Origin of the sequence: Burkholderia sp. Se-20378, assembly GCF_017104665.1 — a bacterium.
Lineage (GTDB): Bacteria > Pseudomonadota > Gammaproteobacteria > Burkholderiales > Burkholderiaceae > Burkholderia > Burkholderia lata.
The window spans coordinates 15,885-33,609 of record NZ_JAAGPG010000039.1; the positions used below are offsets into that span (position 1 = coordinate 15,885).

At 60.8% G+C, this 17,725-nt stretch carries 21 protein-coding genes; 11 read left to right on the forward strand and 10 right to left on the reverse strand.

Annotation, left to right across the window (positions count from 1 at the left end; all coding sequences use genetic code 11):
• Positions 1-227: 227 nt before the first annotated feature.
• Entirely contained in the window at positions 228-1,685 is a 1,458-nt protein-coding gene (locus G3N93_RS07670; protein ID WP_206132703.1) for a DEAD/DEAH box helicase, read from the forward strand.
• Between the two features lie 334 nt (positions 1,686-2,019).
• Here G3N93_RS07670 and G3N93_RS07675 read toward each other — a convergent pair whose 3' ends face one another.
• Complete coding sequence (locus G3N93_RS07675) at positions 2,020-2,439, reverse strand: hypothetical protein (RefSeq protein ID WP_174938703.1); 420 nt, start codon at positions 2,437-2,439, stop codon at positions 2,020-2,022.
• Between the two features lie 512 nt (positions 2,440-2,951).
• Between G3N93_RS07675 and G3N93_RS07680 the strand changes: the two genes are divergently transcribed.
• Entirely contained in the window at positions 2,952-3,425 is a 474-nt protein-coding gene (locus tag G3N93_RS07680) for a GNAT family N-acetyltransferase (protein WP_206132704.1), read from the forward strand.
• Positions 3,426-3,448: 23 nt separating this feature from the next.
• Here G3N93_RS07680 and G3N93_RS07685 read toward each other — a convergent pair whose 3' ends face one another.
• Positions 3,449-3,781, reverse strand: coding sequence for a hypothetical protein (locus G3N93_RS07685; RefSeq protein WP_206132705.1), 333 nt, complete (start codon positions 3,779-3,781; stop codon positions 3,449-3,451).
• A 98-nt stretch (positions 3,782-3,879) separates the two neighbouring features.
• Between G3N93_RS07685 and G3N93_RS07690 the strand changes: the two genes are divergently transcribed.
• Positions 3,880-4,263: an ATP-dependent protease gene (locus tag G3N93_RS07690; protein WP_206132706.1), complete on the forward strand. Its 384-nt coding sequence runs from the start codon at positions 3,880-3,882 to the stop codon at positions 4,261-4,263.
• 50 nt (positions 4,264-4,313) lie between these two features.
• Here G3N93_RS07690 and G3N93_RS07695 read toward each other — a convergent pair whose 3' ends face one another.
• Complete coding sequence (locus G3N93_RS07695) at positions 4,314-4,805, reverse strand: hypothetical protein (protein ID WP_206132707.1); 492 nt, start codon at positions 4,803-4,805, stop codon at positions 4,314-4,316.
• Between the two features lie 62 nt (positions 4,806-4,867).
• Here G3N93_RS07695 and G3N93_RS07700 point away from each other — a divergent pair, with 62 nt between their 5' ends.
• Both G3N93_RS07700 and G3N93_RS07705 read left to right on the forward strand, forming a co-directional pair.
• Positions 4,868-6,592, forward strand: coding sequence for an ABC-F family ATP-binding cassette domain-containing protein (locus G3N93_RS07700; RefSeq protein ID WP_206132708.1), 1,725 nt, complete (start codon positions 4,868-4,870; stop codon positions 6,590-6,592).
• A 334-nt stretch (positions 6,593-6,926) separates the two neighbouring features.
• Positions 6,927-7,526 carry a DJ-1/PfpI family protein gene (locus G3N93_RS07705; protein ID WP_206132709.1) on the forward strand — a complete coding sequence of 200 codons (600 nt, stop codon included), beginning with the start codon at positions 6,927-6,929 and terminating at the stop codon, positions 7,524-7,526.
• 594 nt (positions 7,527-8,120) lie between these two features.
• On the opposite strand, the gene pstS is transcribed toward G3N93_RS07705, so the two are convergent.
• Positions 8,121-9,146, reverse strand: a complete 1,026-nt coding sequence (gene pstS, locus G3N93_RS07710; RefSeq protein ID WP_206132710.1) for a phosphate ABC transporter substrate-binding protein PstS — start codon at positions 9,144-9,146, stop codon at positions 8,121-8,123.
• 411 nt (positions 9,147-9,557) lie between these two features.
• Positions 9,558-9,773 carry a hypothetical protein gene (locus G3N93_RS07715; RefSeq protein WP_174938715.1) on the reverse strand — a complete coding sequence of 72 codons (216 nt, stop codon included), beginning with the start codon at positions 9,771-9,773 and terminating at the stop codon, positions 9,558-9,560.
• A gap of 202 nt (positions 9,774-9,975) precedes the next feature.
• On the opposite strand from G3N93_RS07715, the gene G3N93_RS07720 reads away from it, so the two are divergent.
• Positions 9,976-10,290, forward strand: coding sequence for a hypothetical protein (locus G3N93_RS07720; protein ID WP_206132711.1), 315 nt, complete (start codon positions 9,976-9,978; stop codon positions 10,288-10,290).
• A 385-nt stretch (positions 10,291-10,675) separates the two neighbouring features.
• Here G3N93_RS07720 and G3N93_RS07725 read toward each other — a convergent pair whose 3' ends face one another.
• From G3N93_RS07725 to G3N93_RS07735, 3 genes are all read right to left on the reverse strand, one after another.
• The gene (locus tag G3N93_RS07725) at positions 10,676-11,080 is read right to left on the reverse strand and encodes a hypothetical protein (RefSeq protein ID WP_206132712.1); all 405 of its coding nucleotides are present in this window, start codon (positions 11,078-11,080) and stop codon (positions 10,676-10,678) included.
• Positions 11,081-11,256: 176 nt separating this feature from the next.
• Entirely contained in the window at positions 11,257-12,498 is a 1,242-nt protein-coding gene (locus G3N93_RS07730; RefSeq protein WP_174933199.1) for a dicarboxylate/amino acid:cation symporter, read from the reverse strand.
• The gene (locus G3N93_RS07735; protein WP_174933197.1) at positions 12,482-13,144 is read right to left on the reverse strand and encodes a GntR family transcriptional regulator; all 663 of its coding nucleotides are present in this window, start codon (positions 13,142-13,144) and stop codon (positions 12,482-12,484) included. The genes G3N93_RS07730 and G3N93_RS07735 overlap by 17 nt, the downstream gene beginning before the upstream one ends.
• Before the next feature lie 150 nt (positions 13,145-13,294).
• On the opposite strand from G3N93_RS07735, the gene G3N93_RS07740 reads away from it, so the two are divergent.
• From G3N93_RS07740 to G3N93_RS07755, 4 genes are all read left to right on the forward strand, one after another.
• Positions 13,295-13,759, forward strand: a complete 465-nt coding sequence (locus tag G3N93_RS07740) for a GNAT family N-acetyltransferase (RefSeq protein ID WP_206132713.1) — start codon at positions 13,295-13,297, stop codon at positions 13,757-13,759.
• Between the two features lie 89 nt (positions 13,760-13,848).
• On the forward strand, positions 13,849-14,061 hold the full coding sequence (locus G3N93_RS07745; RefSeq protein ID WP_206132714.1) for a hypothetical protein: 213 nt from the start codon (positions 13,849-13,851) through the stop codon (positions 14,059-14,061).
• A gap of 54 nt (positions 14,062-14,115) precedes the next feature.
• Positions 14,116-14,442: an EthD family reductase gene (locus tag G3N93_RS07750; protein WP_174938818.1), complete on the forward strand. Its 327-nt coding sequence runs from the start codon at positions 14,116-14,118 to the stop codon at positions 14,440-14,442.
• Positions 14,443-14,748: 306 nt separating this feature from the next.
• Entirely contained in the window at positions 14,749-15,297 is a 549-nt protein-coding gene (locus G3N93_RS07755) for a glutathione peroxidase (RefSeq protein ID WP_206132715.1), read from the forward strand.
• A 48-nt stretch (positions 15,298-15,345) separates the two neighbouring features.
• Here the strand turns inward: G3N93_RS07755 and G3N93_RS07760 are convergent, their stop codons facing one another.
• Both G3N93_RS07760 and murQ read right to left on the reverse strand, forming a co-directional pair.
• Positions 15,346-16,113, reverse strand: a complete 768-nt coding sequence (locus tag G3N93_RS07760; protein WP_241026454.1) for a GntR family transcriptional regulator — start codon at positions 16,111-16,113, stop codon at positions 15,346-15,348.
• Between the two features lie 89 nt (positions 16,114-16,202).
• Entirely contained in the window at positions 16,203-17,108 is a 906-nt protein-coding gene (gene murQ / locus G3N93_RS07765) for an N-acetylmuramic acid 6-phosphate etherase (protein ID WP_206132716.1), read from the reverse strand.
• 316 nt (positions 17,109-17,424) lie between these two features.
• Between murQ and G3N93_RS07770 the strand changes: the two genes are divergently transcribed.
• Positions 17,425-17,725, forward strand: a 301-nt coding sequence (locus G3N93_RS07770; protein ID WP_206132717.1) for a PTS transporter subunit EIIB, incomplete at its 3' end; no start/stop codon positions are given.

Consider the following 17,725-nt stretch of genomic DNA (forward strand, 5'->3'; position numbering starts at 1 on the left):
TGCGTTTCCGTCATCTCGTGGCCCGAGCGTGATAGACGGGCAACGGGGCTGAGCGGCTGCGAGAGGCGATTTGATGCGGGAAAAGGGGTTTGATTGGCTTGCTTCGCGCCAGCGGCTGTGCCGGGTGGCCGTGTCGTCGCTCACCGTCGGCGCCTTCCAGTCAGGGGCAGTGGGCCTTGATTCGCCCGGCAACCGCTAGAATTGCGGTTTTAGTCCGGAATACGTCCATGTCTTTTGCCTCGCTTGGCCTGATCGATCCCTTGCTGCGTAACCTGCAGGACCTCAATTACCAGGCCCCTACGCCGGTGCAGGCCAAGGCGATTCCTGCCGTGCTCGGTGGCAAGGACGTGATGGCGGGCGCCCAGACCGGCACGGGCAAGACGGCGGGTTTTGCGCTGCCGCTGTTGCAGCGGCTGGTGCAACACGGCCCGGCGGTGTCCAGCAACCGCGCACGAGTTCTCGTGCTGGTGCCCACGCGTGAACTGGCTGAACAGGTGCTGCAAAGCTTTGTCGCTTACGGCAAGGGCCTCGATTTGCGATTTCTGGCTGCTTACGGCGGCGTGAGTATCAACCCGCAGATGATGAAGCTGCGCAAGGGCGTGGATGTGCTCGTCGCCACGCCGGGCCGTTTGCTGGATCTCAACCGCCAGAACGCGGTGCAGTTCGATCAGGTGCAAACGCTGGTGCTGGACGAAGCCGACCGCATGCTGGATCTCGGCTTTGCGCGCGAGCTCAACGCCGTCTTTGCCGCGCTGCCCGCGCAGCGCCAGACCTTGCTGTTCTCCGCCACGTTTTCCGACGATATCCGCGCGATGGCGGCGACCATTCTGCGCGGTCCGGTCAACATCAGCGTCAGCCCGCCCAATGCCACGGCCAGCAAGATCAAGCAGTGGGTGGTGACGGTGGACAAGCGGAACAAGCCCGACCTGTTCATGCACCTCGTGGCCGAGAACAAGTGGGAGCATGCGCTGGTATTCGTCAAGACGCGCAATGGCGTGGATTACCTCGCGGCGATGCTGGACGAAGCGGGCTATGCAGTCGACACCATCCACGGCGACAAGCCGCAACCGGCGCGCCTGCGTGCGCTGGAGCGCTTCAAGACGGGCGAAGTCCAGATGCTGGTAGCCACCGATGTGGCGGCGCGCGGGCTGGATATCGACGACCTGCCGCTGGTGATCAACGTGGACCTGCCGATCGTGGCGCAAGACTATGTGCACCGTATTGGCCGTACCGGCCGCGCGGGCGCCAGCGGTGTGGCGGTGTCCCTGGTGTGTGCGGACGAAGCGCCGCAACTGGCCGCGATCGAAGCGTTGATCAAGCAGACGCTTCGCCGTGAAGAGGAGCCGGGTTTCGAGGCCGAACACCGCGTGCCGGAAACCAGCGCGACGGGCGAGATCATCAAGAAACCCAAAAAGCCCAAGAAACCGAAAGTGCCGCACGCTGCGTCGGCTGCCATACCGGTGCCGGGTAAAAAGCCGCGTCCGCAGAATGGCGAAAGCAAGCGGAAGCCTGCGGCGGCGCACGCGAAACCGGCTGGTAACGGACCGGACTACACCATTGGCAGTCCGTTCAGCGTGCAGAAGCCGCGTGGTAAATCCGCCGCCAAGCCAGCGGCGGGAGCGCGCCAGCCGGCTGGCAAACCTGCTGGCAAACCTGCTGGTGGGCGAGGGAAGCGTCCGTCCTGATTCGTGGCAATGTGTCACTCCAGCCATTGAGTACGGCAGGCGGTTCGGGGGCCGTAGGCAGACTCGAGGGTGTTGCTTCGACGGGTTGAATCTGCAGTTGAAAGCGGAGGCTCGGGAAGGTCCGCGTGGACAAGAGCCCGCTGCGGATGCCAGGGCGGCGTCCAGGGTTAGCGCGGCCAAGGTAGATCGAGCGGCTGGACGGATTGCCGCGAAACCGGTTCGACTGTTTGCTGCGGCCACAACGGGCGCAGGCATCGCCGGCGACGAGCAGGATCTGGATCTGCAATCCGCCTCGACAGCCTTGCGGAAATCCCGTCCTGTTATTGGTGCGGCCTTACTGCCATTCACCGGGATGACAGATCACCCAACCCGGAAGGTAGCTATCCATGTCCGTATGACCCCAGCACCAGTTGTGCTGGTGAATGGTCTTCATCAGCTGTTCGCGTTGTGCGCACGCGCTTCCCGGCGCATATTGCCCGTCAGGCAATAATTTCGGTGCCGGGCCGTTCCGGCATTTGTCATTGGCCACTTCTTCCTGATGCATCAGTGCCTGGACGGCAGACGGAATGGTGCGGGCCAACGTGGCCTTGTATTCGATGCAGGCTGGCGCCTTGGGATCGTTGGACTTGCGGGCGCATTTGGACTGAAGCTTGTCGATGTTTCTCGATACTTCTGGTGGATACGTTTCGGCGTGTGCCGTAGCAAGACATCCAGCCATCAACAGGTAGGCGGCAAGTGATCTGATCAAAATCATTTCGCGTATGACACGATGCGTCCGGTAGCTCAGGAATCGGCGAATTATGGCATGTGCGCGTTTTCAACGACTCGACATCCTGGGCGCGCACCGAACGGTATGAGCGCAATCACACCGCTGAGACCTGCGACTGAATTGCCACATTATGTGCTCGGGCATATCGACTTTTCGGTTGAGCCTGTCACGCCGATTACCTGAATCGGTAACGATATCCCAATCGTTCTTGACAGCCACGTTACCGAACGGCAACCTTTCGGTCATGAACCACGACGCGCGAAAATTGATGATGTGCGCCATGACCGCCGGTGGCGAGTCGTGGGAATCGTGACGTTCATACATCGTACGTAGATTTCCTCAGCGGCCCCGCCACTCGTGACGGGGCCGTGTCGTTTCAATCGCTCCGTTTGCATTGGCACCAATCGGAGTGATTGCATGGACGAAAAATCATGTGTTGTTAATCTTTTGCGCGTTGTCGACGCCTTGATCTGGCAGATCACGCCCGGGAGCGCGGCATGCTGACAATACGAAAAGCGAATGGCGGCGATGTACTCGATACGTGGGAAATCCGCAAAGCTTCGGTACGGGTTGCGTGTGCTGAATATTACCCAGAAGCGTCCTTGTCAGCCTGGGTGGCCGGATCGCCGACCGACAAGTGGGCCCGCATCGTCGAACGCGACTTTTACGTAGCCGTCGATGGCGAGTTGGTCGTGGGCACCGGCATGCTTACCGTCGCAAACGGGCAAGTGGATGCCATCTTCGTCCGGCCGTCTCACATGGGGCGCGGTGTTGGACGCAACATGCTGGCGTCACTCGAAGCATTGGCTCGCGATCATGGGCTTGCCTCGATGCGTCTCGATGCCACGCTGAACGCGGCGCCGTTTTATCGCTCTTGTGGCTGGTCGGGTACATCGATTTCGACGTACCGAACGTCGAGCGGACTGGAATTGGCGTGCGTGCCGATGACCAAGTGCGTCGGCTCTGCATAGCTTGTATCCAGGGCCGACTGTAGTCATCTGCAGTCGGCAAAACACCAGGCTGATAGGCCTTGGTCGGGAATGCCGGCAGTCCGTTCAGGATCGTTTTGAGCCGGTAACGGATCACCACGGAGGTATCCGACGGCGTTCGGTTCGGCCATCATGCGCCATTCACGGCCGGCGCCCGCAATGGCGCTCAAGTGCCGGCGTGACGCTTGCGGCGATACGCTCGAAGCTTGTTCTGCGATCAGCCGTGCTTGGGTGTTTTCATTGCAGTGCTTGCAGTGCCCTGTTGCGCAGGCGTCCGCGATGAGTTGCGCACCGGAAGGCGTGAATCTCGCGATCGTGATGCCTTTTGCTCCGATCAATCATCGGCGCCAGGCGGCATGTTGCGCGGTCCGGATTCGAGGCGCCTGCCCGGGTGCGGCCCGTGCGATGATGTGCCATGACCGACATGAGAGATGGAATGATGACTACATTCGACGAGGCGACAACGGCTGCGATCGCCGCGTTTGCCCAACTGGATATCTACACGGCTTTGCAGGCGATGCGCGCCGAGGCAGACTACGACCGCGAACGAGACCAGTGGATCTCGCGCTATATCGACGAGCAAGGCGGCGGCGCGGACGATGCCGAATACGACGCCTTGCACGCGCAGGCCCAGGCAACCCCGGAATACGCGGAGTTCATCGACGCGACTCGCCAGGAAATCCTGGAATACTTCGACGTGACTGACGATCAACTGGACTGGATGGTCGTGCTGCGCGAAGACGACAGTGATGAACTTTGGGCGGAAATCAACCGACAGCGGAGTGCGCTGGGAACGGGTGAAGTGCGCGGAGATCTCTGACCATTGCTTGCCATTGGGGGGCTCGAGTCGCGCTGGATGCGTGGCCGAAGTCAGGTCAATTGCGTGGTACGCCGGGCCCTCAGTTGCTGCAACCGATCCTCTAAGAGAGGACAAGCTTTCGGATCTTCGGAACGCGTGTCTGTTGTGCTCTGACACTTGCCATCGAGGTGCAACGGCTCGACCGGCAGCATCGGGTCGGGCCTCGCCGGCCGCATCGGACAGCAGCAGTCACTCAGAACACGTTCTTCAAAACAGATATTGGCCGCCCAATAGCGAGTTGCTGCGAAGCATGCCGCGATCTTTCCTGGAAGAAGCTGCGAGCCGTCACTCCCGCGGCTTGTATAACCGATGTGAGCCGGGATAAACTCCGCCGCTACATCCAACTCTTTTTTAAAAAGGAGGTAAATATGGTTTTGCTCATGCGCCCACTGATGTTGGCACATTGGTTCAGCACATTCGCCTGCTCTTGCCTGAGTTCCATCGCGCTGCGATAACCCGGTCAGAGCAAAGCCTTCTCCTTCCGAGTCCTTTCTCGACTCCAAAGTTGTCGCCAGCGCTCCTGTTGACAGGGACGAACACGTCCCGAAAAAACGAGAGCAAGAGCATGACAACCCTGATTTCCGCACTTTCCTTGAATCTGGAAACCGGCCATGGCCCGCTATTCCAGGACCTTTCCTTTACCGTAAAACTGGGCGACCGCATCGGCCTGATCGGCCACAACGGCTGTGGCAAGAGCAGTCTGCTTGATGTATTGGCGGGCAGCCGCGAACCCAGTGTCGGTAGCGTGCAATATGCGGCAATGTGCCGGCTGCAACACGTCGAGCAGCATCTCCCGCCGAGACTTGCCGACCTGACGACGCGAGAGGCGTTGCTGGAGAGCGTCGGCGGGCAACAGGCCGAGCATTGGCGGGTAGACAGTCTGCTGGACGATTTGGAACTGGCCACTGCGGCGGACACACCCGTTTCCGACCTGAGCGGCGGTCAGCACACGCGTCTGCTGCTGGGACGTGCGGTACTTGCGCAGCCGAATCTGCTGTTGCTTGATGAACCAAGCAATCATCTGGATCTCCCGTCGTTATTGTGGCTGGAAAATTTCCTGCGCCGCTGGCAGGGCGGCTTCATCCTGGTATCGCACGACGCGCGACTTCTGGACAGCCTCAGCGACAAAAGCTGGATTCTGCGCGATCAGCGCTTGTACAGTTTCGATATGCCGTGCAGCCGGGCCCTGGTCGCGTTGGCCGAGGCCGATGCAACGGCACAGGCGCGTCATGCAGGCGAGCAAAGCGAGATAGACCGGCTGGCCGCCAGCAGCAAACGTCTGGCCATCTGGGGGCGCGAGCACGACAACGAGAAACTGTCGCGCCAAGCGAAGTCCATGCAAAGGCGTGTCGAAAAACTAAAGGAAGACCAGACCTTTGTGAGTCGTGGCAGCCCGTGGCGCCTGAAGCTACAAGGGAGACCATTGGCGGCGGACCGTCTGATGGCCTTCGAAGGGCTGCATGTACGCGCCCAGGCGGAAGAACCGATCCTGTTTGAGGTTCACGATTTGTGGTTGCGGCCAGGTGACAAGGTCGCGCTCCTGGGCAGCAATGGCACGGGCAAATCCTCGTTGCTGCGCCAGTGCTGGAGCGATCTGCAGCAGGGCGAAGCGCGCATGGGTTGGCGTTATCATCCGGCGGCGCGCATCGCCTACTACGATCAGTCATTGCATCAACTGGCCGACGACGCCACTTTGTCTGACGCGCTATATAAATTTGCGCCAGTCGGCGACAGAGAGCGACGGCAGGCTTTGATTTCCGCCGGGTTTGCATATGTCCGCCATGGTCAGACCGTCGCCACGCTCAGTGGCGGCGAGCGGGCTCGTCTGCTCTTTCTCGCGCTGTCCATGGCGAGCTACCACCTGTTGTGGCTCGACGAACCGACCAATCACCTGGATATGGAAGGTAAGGGCGAACTCGCTGCCGCGCTGGCGGCGTTCGATGGCGGTTTCATCCTGGTTTCGCACGACCGTGAATTGATCGAGCACAGTTGCAATCGCTTCTGGGCAATCCATAACGGGCGCTTGCAGGAATTGCCGGATGCTGAAAGCGCGTATCGAAATTTGTTCACATCTCGTGAGCCCGCTGCACCCGAGCAGATTCCGACCACACGGAACCATACCGGCGTTCAATCCACCAGCAGTGACGCTGAGGCGCAGTGGCAACGGTGGTGTCAGTTGGACGCATGGCTGGCGGCAGAACTCGTACGCAAACCGAAACATCAAAAGCCGCAACTACAGGAACAGTGGCGAGAAGAAATGCGGCGACTGGAACAGGCGCTTGGGCTTTAACGCGTATGTGACGGGTGCGGTTCGCAGCAGCACGGCGACGTCTGACTGGCGATATGCAGAGACTGGTGCGGTGCCTCTTGGTGCCGCTGCCGCCAATATTCTGCGATTCCGCACCTGCTTCACGTTCTGATCGAACGAATGGCCGATATCGAAAAGCTCGCGTGTCGCTTTCGGGGCGGTAACGGCCGATCCGGAAAGCCGCGCTGATGTGGGCACGCGAAGCGCACCTTCTGACCAGATAGCGGTGGCCACAACAGCAAGTTTTCGCCAACGTAAATCCGTTCATCACGCCGATCTGGCAATATGCATCGACAGACCTCAGCCAGGGCACCCCATGCACATCGCCATTCTGACCTTCCAGGGCTTCAACGAACTCGACTCGCTCATCGCGCTGGGCGTACTCAACCGAATCAAGAAGCCCGACTGGCGGGTAACGCTGTCATGCCCGGAGCATTTCGTCACGTCGATGAATGGTGTGACCGTGCAGGCGCAGTCGACGTTGGCGGATGCATGCACGGCGGATGCCGTCATCGTCGGGAGCGGTATTCGAACCCGGGATGTCGTCAACGACGCGACGCTGATGGAGCAGTTGAATCTCGATCCGGCCCGGCAACTGATTGGCGCCCAGTGTTCGGGCACGCTGGTTCTGGCAAAGCTTGGCCTTCTCGACAACGTCCCGGCGTGCACGGATCTCACAACCAAACCCTGGGTCGTCGAGGCGGGCGTCGAAGTCCTCAATCAACCGTTCTTCGCTCAAGGCAATGTCGCAACGGCAGGTGGCTGCTTTGCATCGCAGTATCTGGCCGCGTGGATCATTGCGCGCCTGGAGGGCGAGGAAGCCGCACGGAGCGCACTGCACTACGTCGCGCCGGTCGGGGAGAAGGACGAGTACGTTGCTCGGGCGCTGACGAACATCACGCCTTACCTGGCGTAGCGCCAAAAAAGATGGCGCTGCCGCCATCGCCGTGAGCCGGGTTCGGCAGTAACGTCGTGTTCCCGACCCCGGCTTCTCCGGGGCGCTCGGTTGCCACGTCGTTTGGCTGTCGTATGGAGGCGGGGGCGAGAATGTTCGATGACTCATTCAGGCAGAGCCACTCGGTGCCCCCGGTTTGCGACGGATCGGACTCCACCAGCCAGTTCGTCTTGCAAAGACGGCAGCGATACTGTCGCACCACAATTGCAGGTCGACCTAGCGGCCGCAATTTCGTTGGCTTGTGCAATTCCACCAGTCCGCGATGTGCGACAGGATCGGACATCAGGTGCATGTTCGTGCAGGCTTCGCAAGGCATATGCGTCAGCCTTTCAGGAACGCGTCGGCTCGGTGAAGCGCTTCTTCGCTCATGGTTCAAATTGTCCGCTGATTGCAACGTGATCGGCAGTGCGTCCGTCCGATGTTCACATCAAGTACGCTCGCCATTACGGTGTGCGTCGATTGTCGGTCATGACGGACCTTCTGGAAGGTCATCGAAGGGACGTCCTCCTTCGCTGCGAGGCGAATGCCGGCGATTGCATGTCCCATCCGGCGCATTCAGTTTGCAACCGGCTTACCGGAGGCATCCTTGACCTTCACTTTCCATTGCTTGCGAATTTCGGCCACCACGGAATCGGGAAGCGAGATGTAGTCGAGATCCGTGGCGGCCTGATTGCCGTTATGGAATGCCCAGTCGAAGAACTTGAGCGTTTCCGCACCTTGTGCCGGTTTTTCTTGCGTGGCGTGCAGCAGCACGAACGTCGCGCCGACGACCGGCCACGCGTCCTTGCCCGGCTCGTCCGTCAGGATCTGGTAGAACGACTTCGACCAGTTCGCACCTGCGGCAGCGGCCTTGAACGTTTCGGTCTTCGGTTCGACCACCGTGCCCGACGAGTTCTTCAGCGCGATGTAGACCATGTTGTTCTTCTTCGCATACGCCCATTCGACGTAGCCGATCGAGCCGGGCAGGCGCTGCACGAACGCTGCAACGCCGTCATTGCCCTTGCCGCCCGTGCCCGTCGGCCAGTTGACCGTCGTGCCTTCGCCGACCTTCGATTTCCAGGTGCCGTTCACCTTCGACAGGTAGTTCGTCCAGATGAAGCTCGTGCCCGAACCGTCGGCGCGGCGAACCACGGCGATGTCCGTATCCGATAGCTTGACCTTCGGGTTCAGTGCGGTGATTGCGGGGTCGTTCCACTTCGTGATCTTGCCGAGGAAGATGTCGCCGAGCACCGGGCCCGACAACGTCAGTTCGCCGGCCTTCACGCCCGGCACGTTGACGACCGGCACCACGCCGCCGACCACCGTCGGGAACTGGAACAGGCCTGCCTTCGCGAGCTCGTCATCCTTCAGCGGAGCGTCCGAACCGGCAAAATCGACGGTCTTTGCGTTGATTTGCTTCAGGCCGCCCGACGAGCCGATGCCCTGGTAGTTGACTTTGCCACCGCCCGACTTCTTGTACGCATCTGCCCACTTTGCGTAGATCGGTGCCGCAAAAGTGCTGCCTGCGCCGGTGATATCTGCAGCGTGCGCACTGAGGGCAACCAGAGCCAGGGTGCAGGGAATCAAGATCCGGATGTTCATGTAACGTCTCCTGTCTGCGATCGGCATGCCGGCCTGCAAGCTGGCATCGGTTCAGAAGTCTGACTGGTCGAGTGGGATCTGCCGGCCGTCTTTCGACAACGTATGCCGGTTGACCGCGGCAGCGATCTGCTCTCGATTGCTTTCAAACACGGTGAGCGATGGAGTGGGTGTAGCAGGCTCTGCGCTGCATTTTTCTCGTATGACGTCCGCCGGGAGCGTGATTGAAACGTACCCCAACCGGGGCCGCGGGAAGAGAGCGGCCGGCCTGGATCGTCACCGACGATCGGGTAGGTCAGACAAGTGGCGGAGTCCGTCATCGTGCGCGGTACTGGTCTCGCGTCGAAGGGTGTTAGGAGTATTGCAGTTGGTTGTGAAAACTCAAGGACGATGCAATTGCTCGATCCGTCACGTTCAATGCACGTCACTTGCGACGATAGTGGCCAACGCCCGATCGCCATCGCGTTGGGCCGTGTCTTCAGTGGAAAAGATGTCGTGACTGAATGCGATCAGTTTGAATCCGGATCCCGCGGAGCGGGGAACGGTAATGCCCCAGTGCCAACCACCATCTTGCTGGAACACGTGGAGGGCTGGGGGCGCCTGGCTCAGTGCTGGTGAAGAAGTCGTCATGGCGTGCTCTCCCGTCATGGGGCGACTGCAGGGCAACTGCATTGGACTCGCGAACCCAGTCTACGGACACTCTTGCTGCGGCGCAATATTCGAATCTCGCGAATATGCCAATGTATGAATCGCCACAATTTTGAAATACAAATATGCAACGGCGTAGATGGCTGGCATATTGATGTGACGATTGGGATTTTCCGGAGGCTTTATGGATTGCAGCTCACTTGTGTGGGCGGGGGTGCCGCATAGCAGCGATGGCGTCGTGTTTCAGATTCGAGTCGGCCGCGGGCTTCAGCGTTTTCATATTGCTCGATTGATTCTCGAGAAGGCGTGCGACCTTGAGCGACTGGCATCGGATGCGCGGCAGCTCGAATGCTTTTATGAGCACTTGGCACCGATCCTGGCAGTCGCGCAGAAGACGCGCTCAAAAGCGAAGGCTGATACGGTTTCGCTGAATGTTTCGGATTTTGTTCGAACGGGGAGCGCTCGGGGCGAGCAGCGAGCTTGGGCGGTGATGCTGTGAGCGCCGTCGGGAGGTTGAGCGGGTGGCGTTCTCGGTCTCGAAACGGACGGGCGTAGAGCTTGGCGTAACTTCACGTATTGCGTCTGGTCACGTGCGACGCAGGTACTGCTGCATTGTTGGTGGAATGTTTTTGCGGGGCTTTCGCGTAGCCTCGCGATTGAGCGTCGCGATGAAGGGGCATCGCTCAATGACCGCATACCCTTGAGCGAAAAGCGCTGGCCGGTGAACTGGCCAGCAAAATGGTTCTGGCGATCCGAGGTTGAGTGTGCCAGAACCGTAGGCACTGAACGGCATGCGCGTGCAGCCAGACGGTCATGTCAAACGATCGGTTCCGAAAATCGGGGCCTTTCCGTCTCGAGCTTGCGCAATAATCTGTGATCGCAGTTTAGGCTGGGCTAGCGGATGCGACCAAAAGAGCACTCACGCTCGGAAACTTGAAGGCATCGAAGGGCTTCTTCGGTACTTTCCATGTTGCGATCATCGCGTCGGTCGGCAGATAGTCAGGATCGGCCGACGCGACCCCGGCCCATACGCCTCGAGACATCTGCCTGCCATGGAGATAAAAATCCAGCTCCCGGCCAGCGCGATCGCAAATACACCGGATTCTCTCCACCGATTGGCCCAATCCTCTGATCCGTGCGACCCGGTTGCGATCCAGCTCGAACAGGGCACACATCACCCCGTCACGATCACCCATGCCAATCATGTTGCTGTCATCAAGCAACGCCCAGGTCGGATGCGGCGTACCTAAGCGCAGCATAAAAAAATCTGCAGATTCTGAACCAACCATACTCTTTCCCCTGCAAAAGATACGTCGCTCTACTCGCTGAAGATGAATGGGAGCGAACGTTCATCCAATCCTGTTCTCCTCGCCGTACCTGGATGCGCGAGTGGATGGGCTTCGGCGCCTTGCAATGGGCGGGCGCAACACATTGAAGCGCCCTGCGCCCGTCGTTTCCGAAGCACCTACACGCTCGCCTGACGAGTCACGGTTTCTGCGGCGATACTGTCCTCCGAACCGGAAAGCTTCACCGCAACAGCAGCTGCCGCGGTGCTCCCGTAGACGTTGAGGGCGGTTCTCCCCATGTCGAAAAAGGCGTCAACACCCAACAGCAGCAGCACCGCATCGGCCGGCAACCCGATCGACGTCAGAACGATGGTGATGGCTACGATTGCCCCGGAGGGCACATTGGCTGCTCCGTCGATGGTGATGATCGTCAAAATCAAAATCGTAATCGCCAGCGGCCAGGACCAGGCAAGATGATAGGCGTCGGCCAGATAGCCGACCGCGAGGGCCGTGTAGAGGACCGCGCCGTCGCGATTGAAAATATAGGCCAGAGGCAAGATCGTGGACGCCACGCCGTGGGGAACGCCGAATTCAACCAGCTTCTTCAGGTGCAGCGGGTAGGTAATTTCGGACGAACGCGTCGTGAAACCAAGGATCAGCGGTTCCTTCACCTTCCTGAGAACGGCGAGAGGCGACTGACCGGCGACGCGAATGACGATGGTGAGGACAACCGCCAGAACCGCCATGCCGAGATAGGCCACGCCCAGCAGCTCGATAAGCGAATGCACGCCGGCAAAGCCCTTGGCTGACAACAACTGCGCGATCGCGGCGAAGATCGCGAGCGGCGACCATGCGATCACCCACTGGGTCATCTTGAAGAGTCCCGACAGCAGCGCCTCGAAAACGGCAATCGCGGGCTCGGTACGCTCCGGGGCAGCCGACAATGCTGCACCGAAAATCACGCCGAAAACGAGTACCGGGAGAGAATTCCCTGCAGAGAGCGCAGCGACGATGTTGGCGGGGATCAGATCAACAAGAAATTTCGTCCAGTCGATGCTGGACGCGAGTGCCGTGGGCAGCGATCCAGTGTGAGTGACGCTCGCCCCGAGACCCGGTCGAAATGCGAAGTTGAGCAGCAGGCCGAGCGATGCGGCCAGGCCAGTCATCAAAACGAAGAAGGCGATACTGGACAGTGCGACTTTTCCAAGCCGCTCGCGAAGCCGGCCCGCACGAAAGACGCCGACCGTGACCGACAGGAAGATCAACGGCATGACGACCATCTTGATCGCGTGGCCGAACATCGTGCTCAGAAAGCCCAGCTTCGGGGCAAAGCCAGGTGCAAACACGCCGCAAGCGACGCCCAGGACAAGCCCGCCAAGCATTTGTATCGGGAGGGAAAGTCCCTTATTTTTCGTGTTCATGCCGCGCCTTTAGTAGTTTTATCCGTGCGGGCGTACCGTCAACGATGTGATTCCACATATGCTGACGCGCAAGCTCGCCGTCGTTCGCTTCGATAGCGTGATAGATGCGCAAGTGCTCGATCGTGCCGCGCCGAACCGTTTCAGCGTCGCTACGCGGGAGTTCATTCAGCGCCAGGGTTTGGGCCCGCAATAGACCATACGCCGATGAGATTCGCCCGTTCCGTGCGGCGGCGAACAATGCTTGATGAAATACCCAACCGATACGTTGCTCGAGCATGATGTCCGCGACGTCCTGGTCAATCAGCTCGCGCATTTTCCCTGCCGCCTCGCGAAGGTCTGCCGTGACGCCCGACCTGGCTGCAAGAAACGCAGCGGTACTTTCGAGGGCCAGCCGCATTTCAAAAATTTCGCGGAGATCGCTCGTCGTCGGCGATGCGACATAGGTGCCACTCTTCTCGATCACGACGACCAGCCCTTCGGACTCGAGCAAATGCAATGCGCTGCGCACGGGCATTTGACCGAAGCCGAGCTCGTCCGACAGTCCTCGATGGGATACTTTCTGCCCGGGCGCAAGGCGGCCGTCAAAGATCCTTGATCGGATCTCGTCGTAGGCGAGCTCTGCATCTGTCGAGACTTTCGACGTCATCTGTGATCGCAGTTAGCGTATGATTGGAAAAGAAATGGCTGATAGGAAATTACCCTTACTGGTAACGCCCGGCAACTGCTAATTTTGCGAGTGGGTATGCTGAAAGAGAACCGGAAGAATATCTGCGTCACGAAGAGAGCTGATAATTAGATGACTTCACAAGATGTGCGCTTTACCATCTGCGCCGTTCGTGCGGAAGAAACCTATCCCCTCAGGGCCGCAATCTTGCTGGCCGGAGATGAGGAGGGGAGCGCGCTACACGGAGACCTCGCCCCAACGACGACGCACTTCGCCGTTCGTGATAATGACAGCATTGTTGCCGTGGCGTCGGTGTGTAAAGAAGGACAATCCGGTGTTTTGAACGCTGAAGCCTGGCGCCTTCGCGGCATGGCCGTCCATCCATCGGTGCGTGGTCTGGGATTCGGGCGTCTTCTGGTCAATCTATCCATTCGCCATGTCCGCGAACAGCGTGGAATGTTGCTCTGGTGCACGGCGCGCGAATCGGCCTACCCGTTCTACGAAATGCTCGGCTTTAATCGCGATCCGAAACCGATTTCAATGCCGGGGCGCGATGACATGAAATTCTTTTTAATGCAGCGTCAGATCGAATGCTGATTTTCGTTGGTTACTGACGTCAGACGACCAGACGCTGTCTGGGTGGTCTAGTCCAGCCTTCTATGTCAAGCCGTATTCGGTTGCGTCTGATGTCCATGGATTTCCGCGATCAACCGAAAAAAGCAATGATCGAAGGTGACCTGGCCTGCCTGGATGGGGCTGCCGATGGCCATTTTCAGTCACTCGGCATGGCCGTGTCGTTCGTTGATAATCGGCTTTTCCAAAGTGGGTCGCGCTTGTTAGAAGGACGAGTACGCCAATTCTGCAAGAAGCCTTCGCCACGTCCTGTATCGGCGACCTGATGTCGTCTCGCGGGCGGCGGCGCCTCGATGACCGTGCAGCAACAGGAGAACCCGATGATCAAAGTCAGTGTCATGTACCCGTACGCCGCAGGCGCGCGATTCGATCATGCCTACTACCGTGAAAAGCACATGCCAATGGTGAAACAGCGGCTCGGCGCTGCATGTCTGTACTACACGGTGGACAAGGGCATCGCAGGCGGTGCGCCGGGCGCCGATCCTGTTTACGTGGCCAAGTGCGACTTCGTCTGCACCTCTGTCGAAGCGTTCCAGGCAGCCCGCGACCCGCACGCGCAGGAGATCATGGCCGACATCGCCAATTACACGGATATACAACCCGTGCTTCAAATCAGCGAGGTGGTCGTGGAGCGTTCGGAGGTCTGACCACGGTTCGGATATCGCCAGGCAGCGCATCCGCATATGGCCTGCCCCAGCAACAAGGCGGTGCTGATGCAAGCGCTCAGGCGTTGTAACGAAGGCTGGCGTCTCTCGAGGCCGCCAGTCTGCCCCTTCCACCCGCGCCTGCAAGCAAGAAATTGACCGATCGCAGTAGGATAGGGCTCTGCTACGGGCAGATCACGCGCGTCGATAACATGCCTTCGCCGACGACGTGCAGGGTTTTCCAACGAACGCGATACGCCGCGATTCCAGCGGTTCGCCAATCAATTCAATCAATTGAAGGATGCAGACATGAGCACGATTTACGATATTCCTGTCAACGCGATCGACGGTGCGCAAACGACCCTGCGGTCCTACGAAGGCAAAGTGCTGCTGGTGGTGAACGTGGCGTCCAAATGCGGGCTGACGCCGCAATACGAAGGTCTTGAAGCGCTCTACGAAGGCAAGCGCACCGAAGGCCTCGAAGTGCTGGCGTTCCCCGCCAACAACTTCAAAGGCCAGGAGCCGGGCACCGATGCGGAAATCCAGTCGTTCTGCACCGGCACCTTCGGCGTGAAGTTTCCGTTGTTCTCGAAAATCTCCGTGATCGGCGACGACCAGCATCCGCTCTATCGCTCGCTCACCCAGGCGCAGCCGCAGGCGACCGGTGACGGCCCGTTCCGTACGCGCCTCGAAGGCTACGGTATTCAACCGAATCCGGCGCCCGAGGTGCTGTGGAACTTCGAGAAGTTTCTCGTGAGCCGCACGGGCGAAGTCGTCGCGCGTTTCTCGCCCGATACGACCGCGGACGACCCGAAGCTGGTCGCCGCCATCGATGCGGAGCTTGCCAAGGCCGCGTAAGTCGCCACACGCCAGCCGATCAGTCTGGCGTGTGTGCATCGAACTGCTTCATGCCGTCGTGGCATTGCCTGTCGGATGCTCGAGCACCGCGACATAGTCGTATCGATCGCCGCGATACAGCGAGCGTGTCAGTTCGAGCGGCGAGCCTTCGCTCGAAAACGAGCGGCGCTCGATGGAAAGCACGGGATCGCCCGTGCCAATGCCGAGCAACTCGGCATCGCGGGCCGAAGCCAGCTCGGCGCGCAGGCGCTGGATCGCTCGGCCGGGCTGGACGTTGGCATCCTGCAGCGCGCGATAGAGCGACTCGCCGAAATCGACGTTGTAGTCGAGCAGTGCGGCCGGCAGCGTCGCGCGCTCGATGGCCATCGGCACTGCGTCCGCCGTTCTGACGCGTTCGAGGCGCAACACCTGCGCGTCCGGCGCGAGGCCGAGCGCGAGCAACTCGTCGGGCGTCGGGCGGTCGAGTGTTCTCCTGATCCACTGCGACCCGGGTGCGAGCCCGCGCCGCAGCATGTCGTCCGAGAAGCTGGTGATCCGCGCGAGCTGCTGCTCGACCCTGGCGGCGACGAACGTGCCCGCGCCGCGCCGGGATTCGATCAGGCCTTGCCGCGTGAGCCTGTCGATCGCGCGCCGCACGGTGTCCCGCGATACCTGGAAGTGTTCGGCGAGTTCGCGTTCCGGCGGCAGGCTTTCGCCGGTCTTCAGCCGACCCTCGACGATCGCCTCGCGCAGCAGGCGGGCGAGGCGCATCGAGATCGACGATTCGCCGTCGCCACCCGGCGCGCGGAGTTCCGCGGCCCGGGTGGCGTCGAACAAGTCGGTCAGGCCGGCCGGTCGGACACGGGGCCGGCCGCGCGGCATCGGATTTGAAGGTTTCATACGGGTCGTTGCGGTTCGTGTGGGCGTCATGCGCGCGGGGATCGCGCAAGTGTCGCGAGCGCCGGGCGGATCGAGCCGCCGGCGGCGTCGGCCAGCCGCTCCGCGCCGGCCCGGTCGACGCCCGCGCAGAGCATGAGGATCGCGATGCGGGGCCGGTCGCCGGCCTGTTCGCGCGCGCGCTCCGCCACGTCGGTGGGCACGCCGGCCGCTTGCGACACGATGCCGATCGCCCGCCGGCGAAGCTTGTGATTATGAACCTGGACGTCGACCATCAGGTTGCCGTACGTCTTGCCGAGCGCCACCATCGAAATCGTCGACAGCATGTTGCAGATCATTTTCTGCGCAGTGCCGGCCTTCAGCCGTGTGGAGCCCGTCAACACCTCGGGGCCGCAGTCGACCTCGATCGCCACGTCGGCGAGCGCGGCCGCCTCGCTGCCCACGTTGCACGCGACGGCGATGGTCCGGCACCCGGTGTCTCGCGCATGACGCAGCGCGCCGAGCACGTATGGCGTGCGTCCGCTCGCGGTAAGCCCGACGACCACGTCGCCGCGCGCGAGCCCGGCCGCATCGAGATCCTGGCGGCCAAGCGTGTCCGAATCCTCGACCGACTCCGTGATGCCCGCGAACCCGCCCGCGACGATGCCGATGATCTCGCCCGGCTGTGTGCCGAACGTGGGCTGGCATTCGAGCGCGTCGAGATAACCGATGCGGCCGCTGTTGCCGGCGCCGATGTAGATCAGCCGCCCGCCCGCGCGCAGCGCGTCGGCAATCACCGTCACGCCGGAAGCGATCGCCGGCAGCGCGTGCGCGACGCGTGCTGCGATGCCGGCGTCCTCGCGGTTCATCAGCGCCAGCGCTTCAGGGATGCCGAGCGCGTCGAGATTCGCGCTTTGCCCGTTGGGCTGCTCGGTGACAAGGTGCTCCAGATGCATGGCCGTGCGCTCTCCCGGAAGAAGTTCGTCTCATGATAATTGGTACGGACATGTTTTGAAATAGGTATGGAGGCCGTGATCGCTTCGAGAGCCGGGCGGCACGCTGCGAATCAACCGGGACGGCCCCATGTACAAGCGGATTTCATGAGATTTCCCCGAACAGGGAATATCGATATCAGAAGAACGATTTTGCGAGCTTCTTGATATTTGGTACGGTCCAATTATTGCGAACCCATACCTTTCGCATGGAACCTGTGCGAGCCGCCCTGAGCGGCGGGCAGGCGTGATTCAACGGACCGATCTGTAGGAGCAAGGCATGACTTCGGATGAGAGCGCGCGATTCGACGCGCTGGCTCGCGCAATACTCGGGGCGATCGGCGGGGCGTCGAACGTCCGCCGTCATTTTCATTGCATGACGCGGCTGCGCCTGGTGCTCGTCGATCCCGACCGGGCCGACGTTGCCGCGCTGAAGGCGTTGCCGGCGGTGCTGGGTGTCGTGCACGGCGAGCCTGTGCAGATCGTGATCGGCCCAGGGGCGGTCGCGCAGGCGTCGGCCGCCTTTGCCGCCGTGCTGGCCGAGCAGCCGGCGCAAGCCGCGGCCGTACCGGCCGATGCCG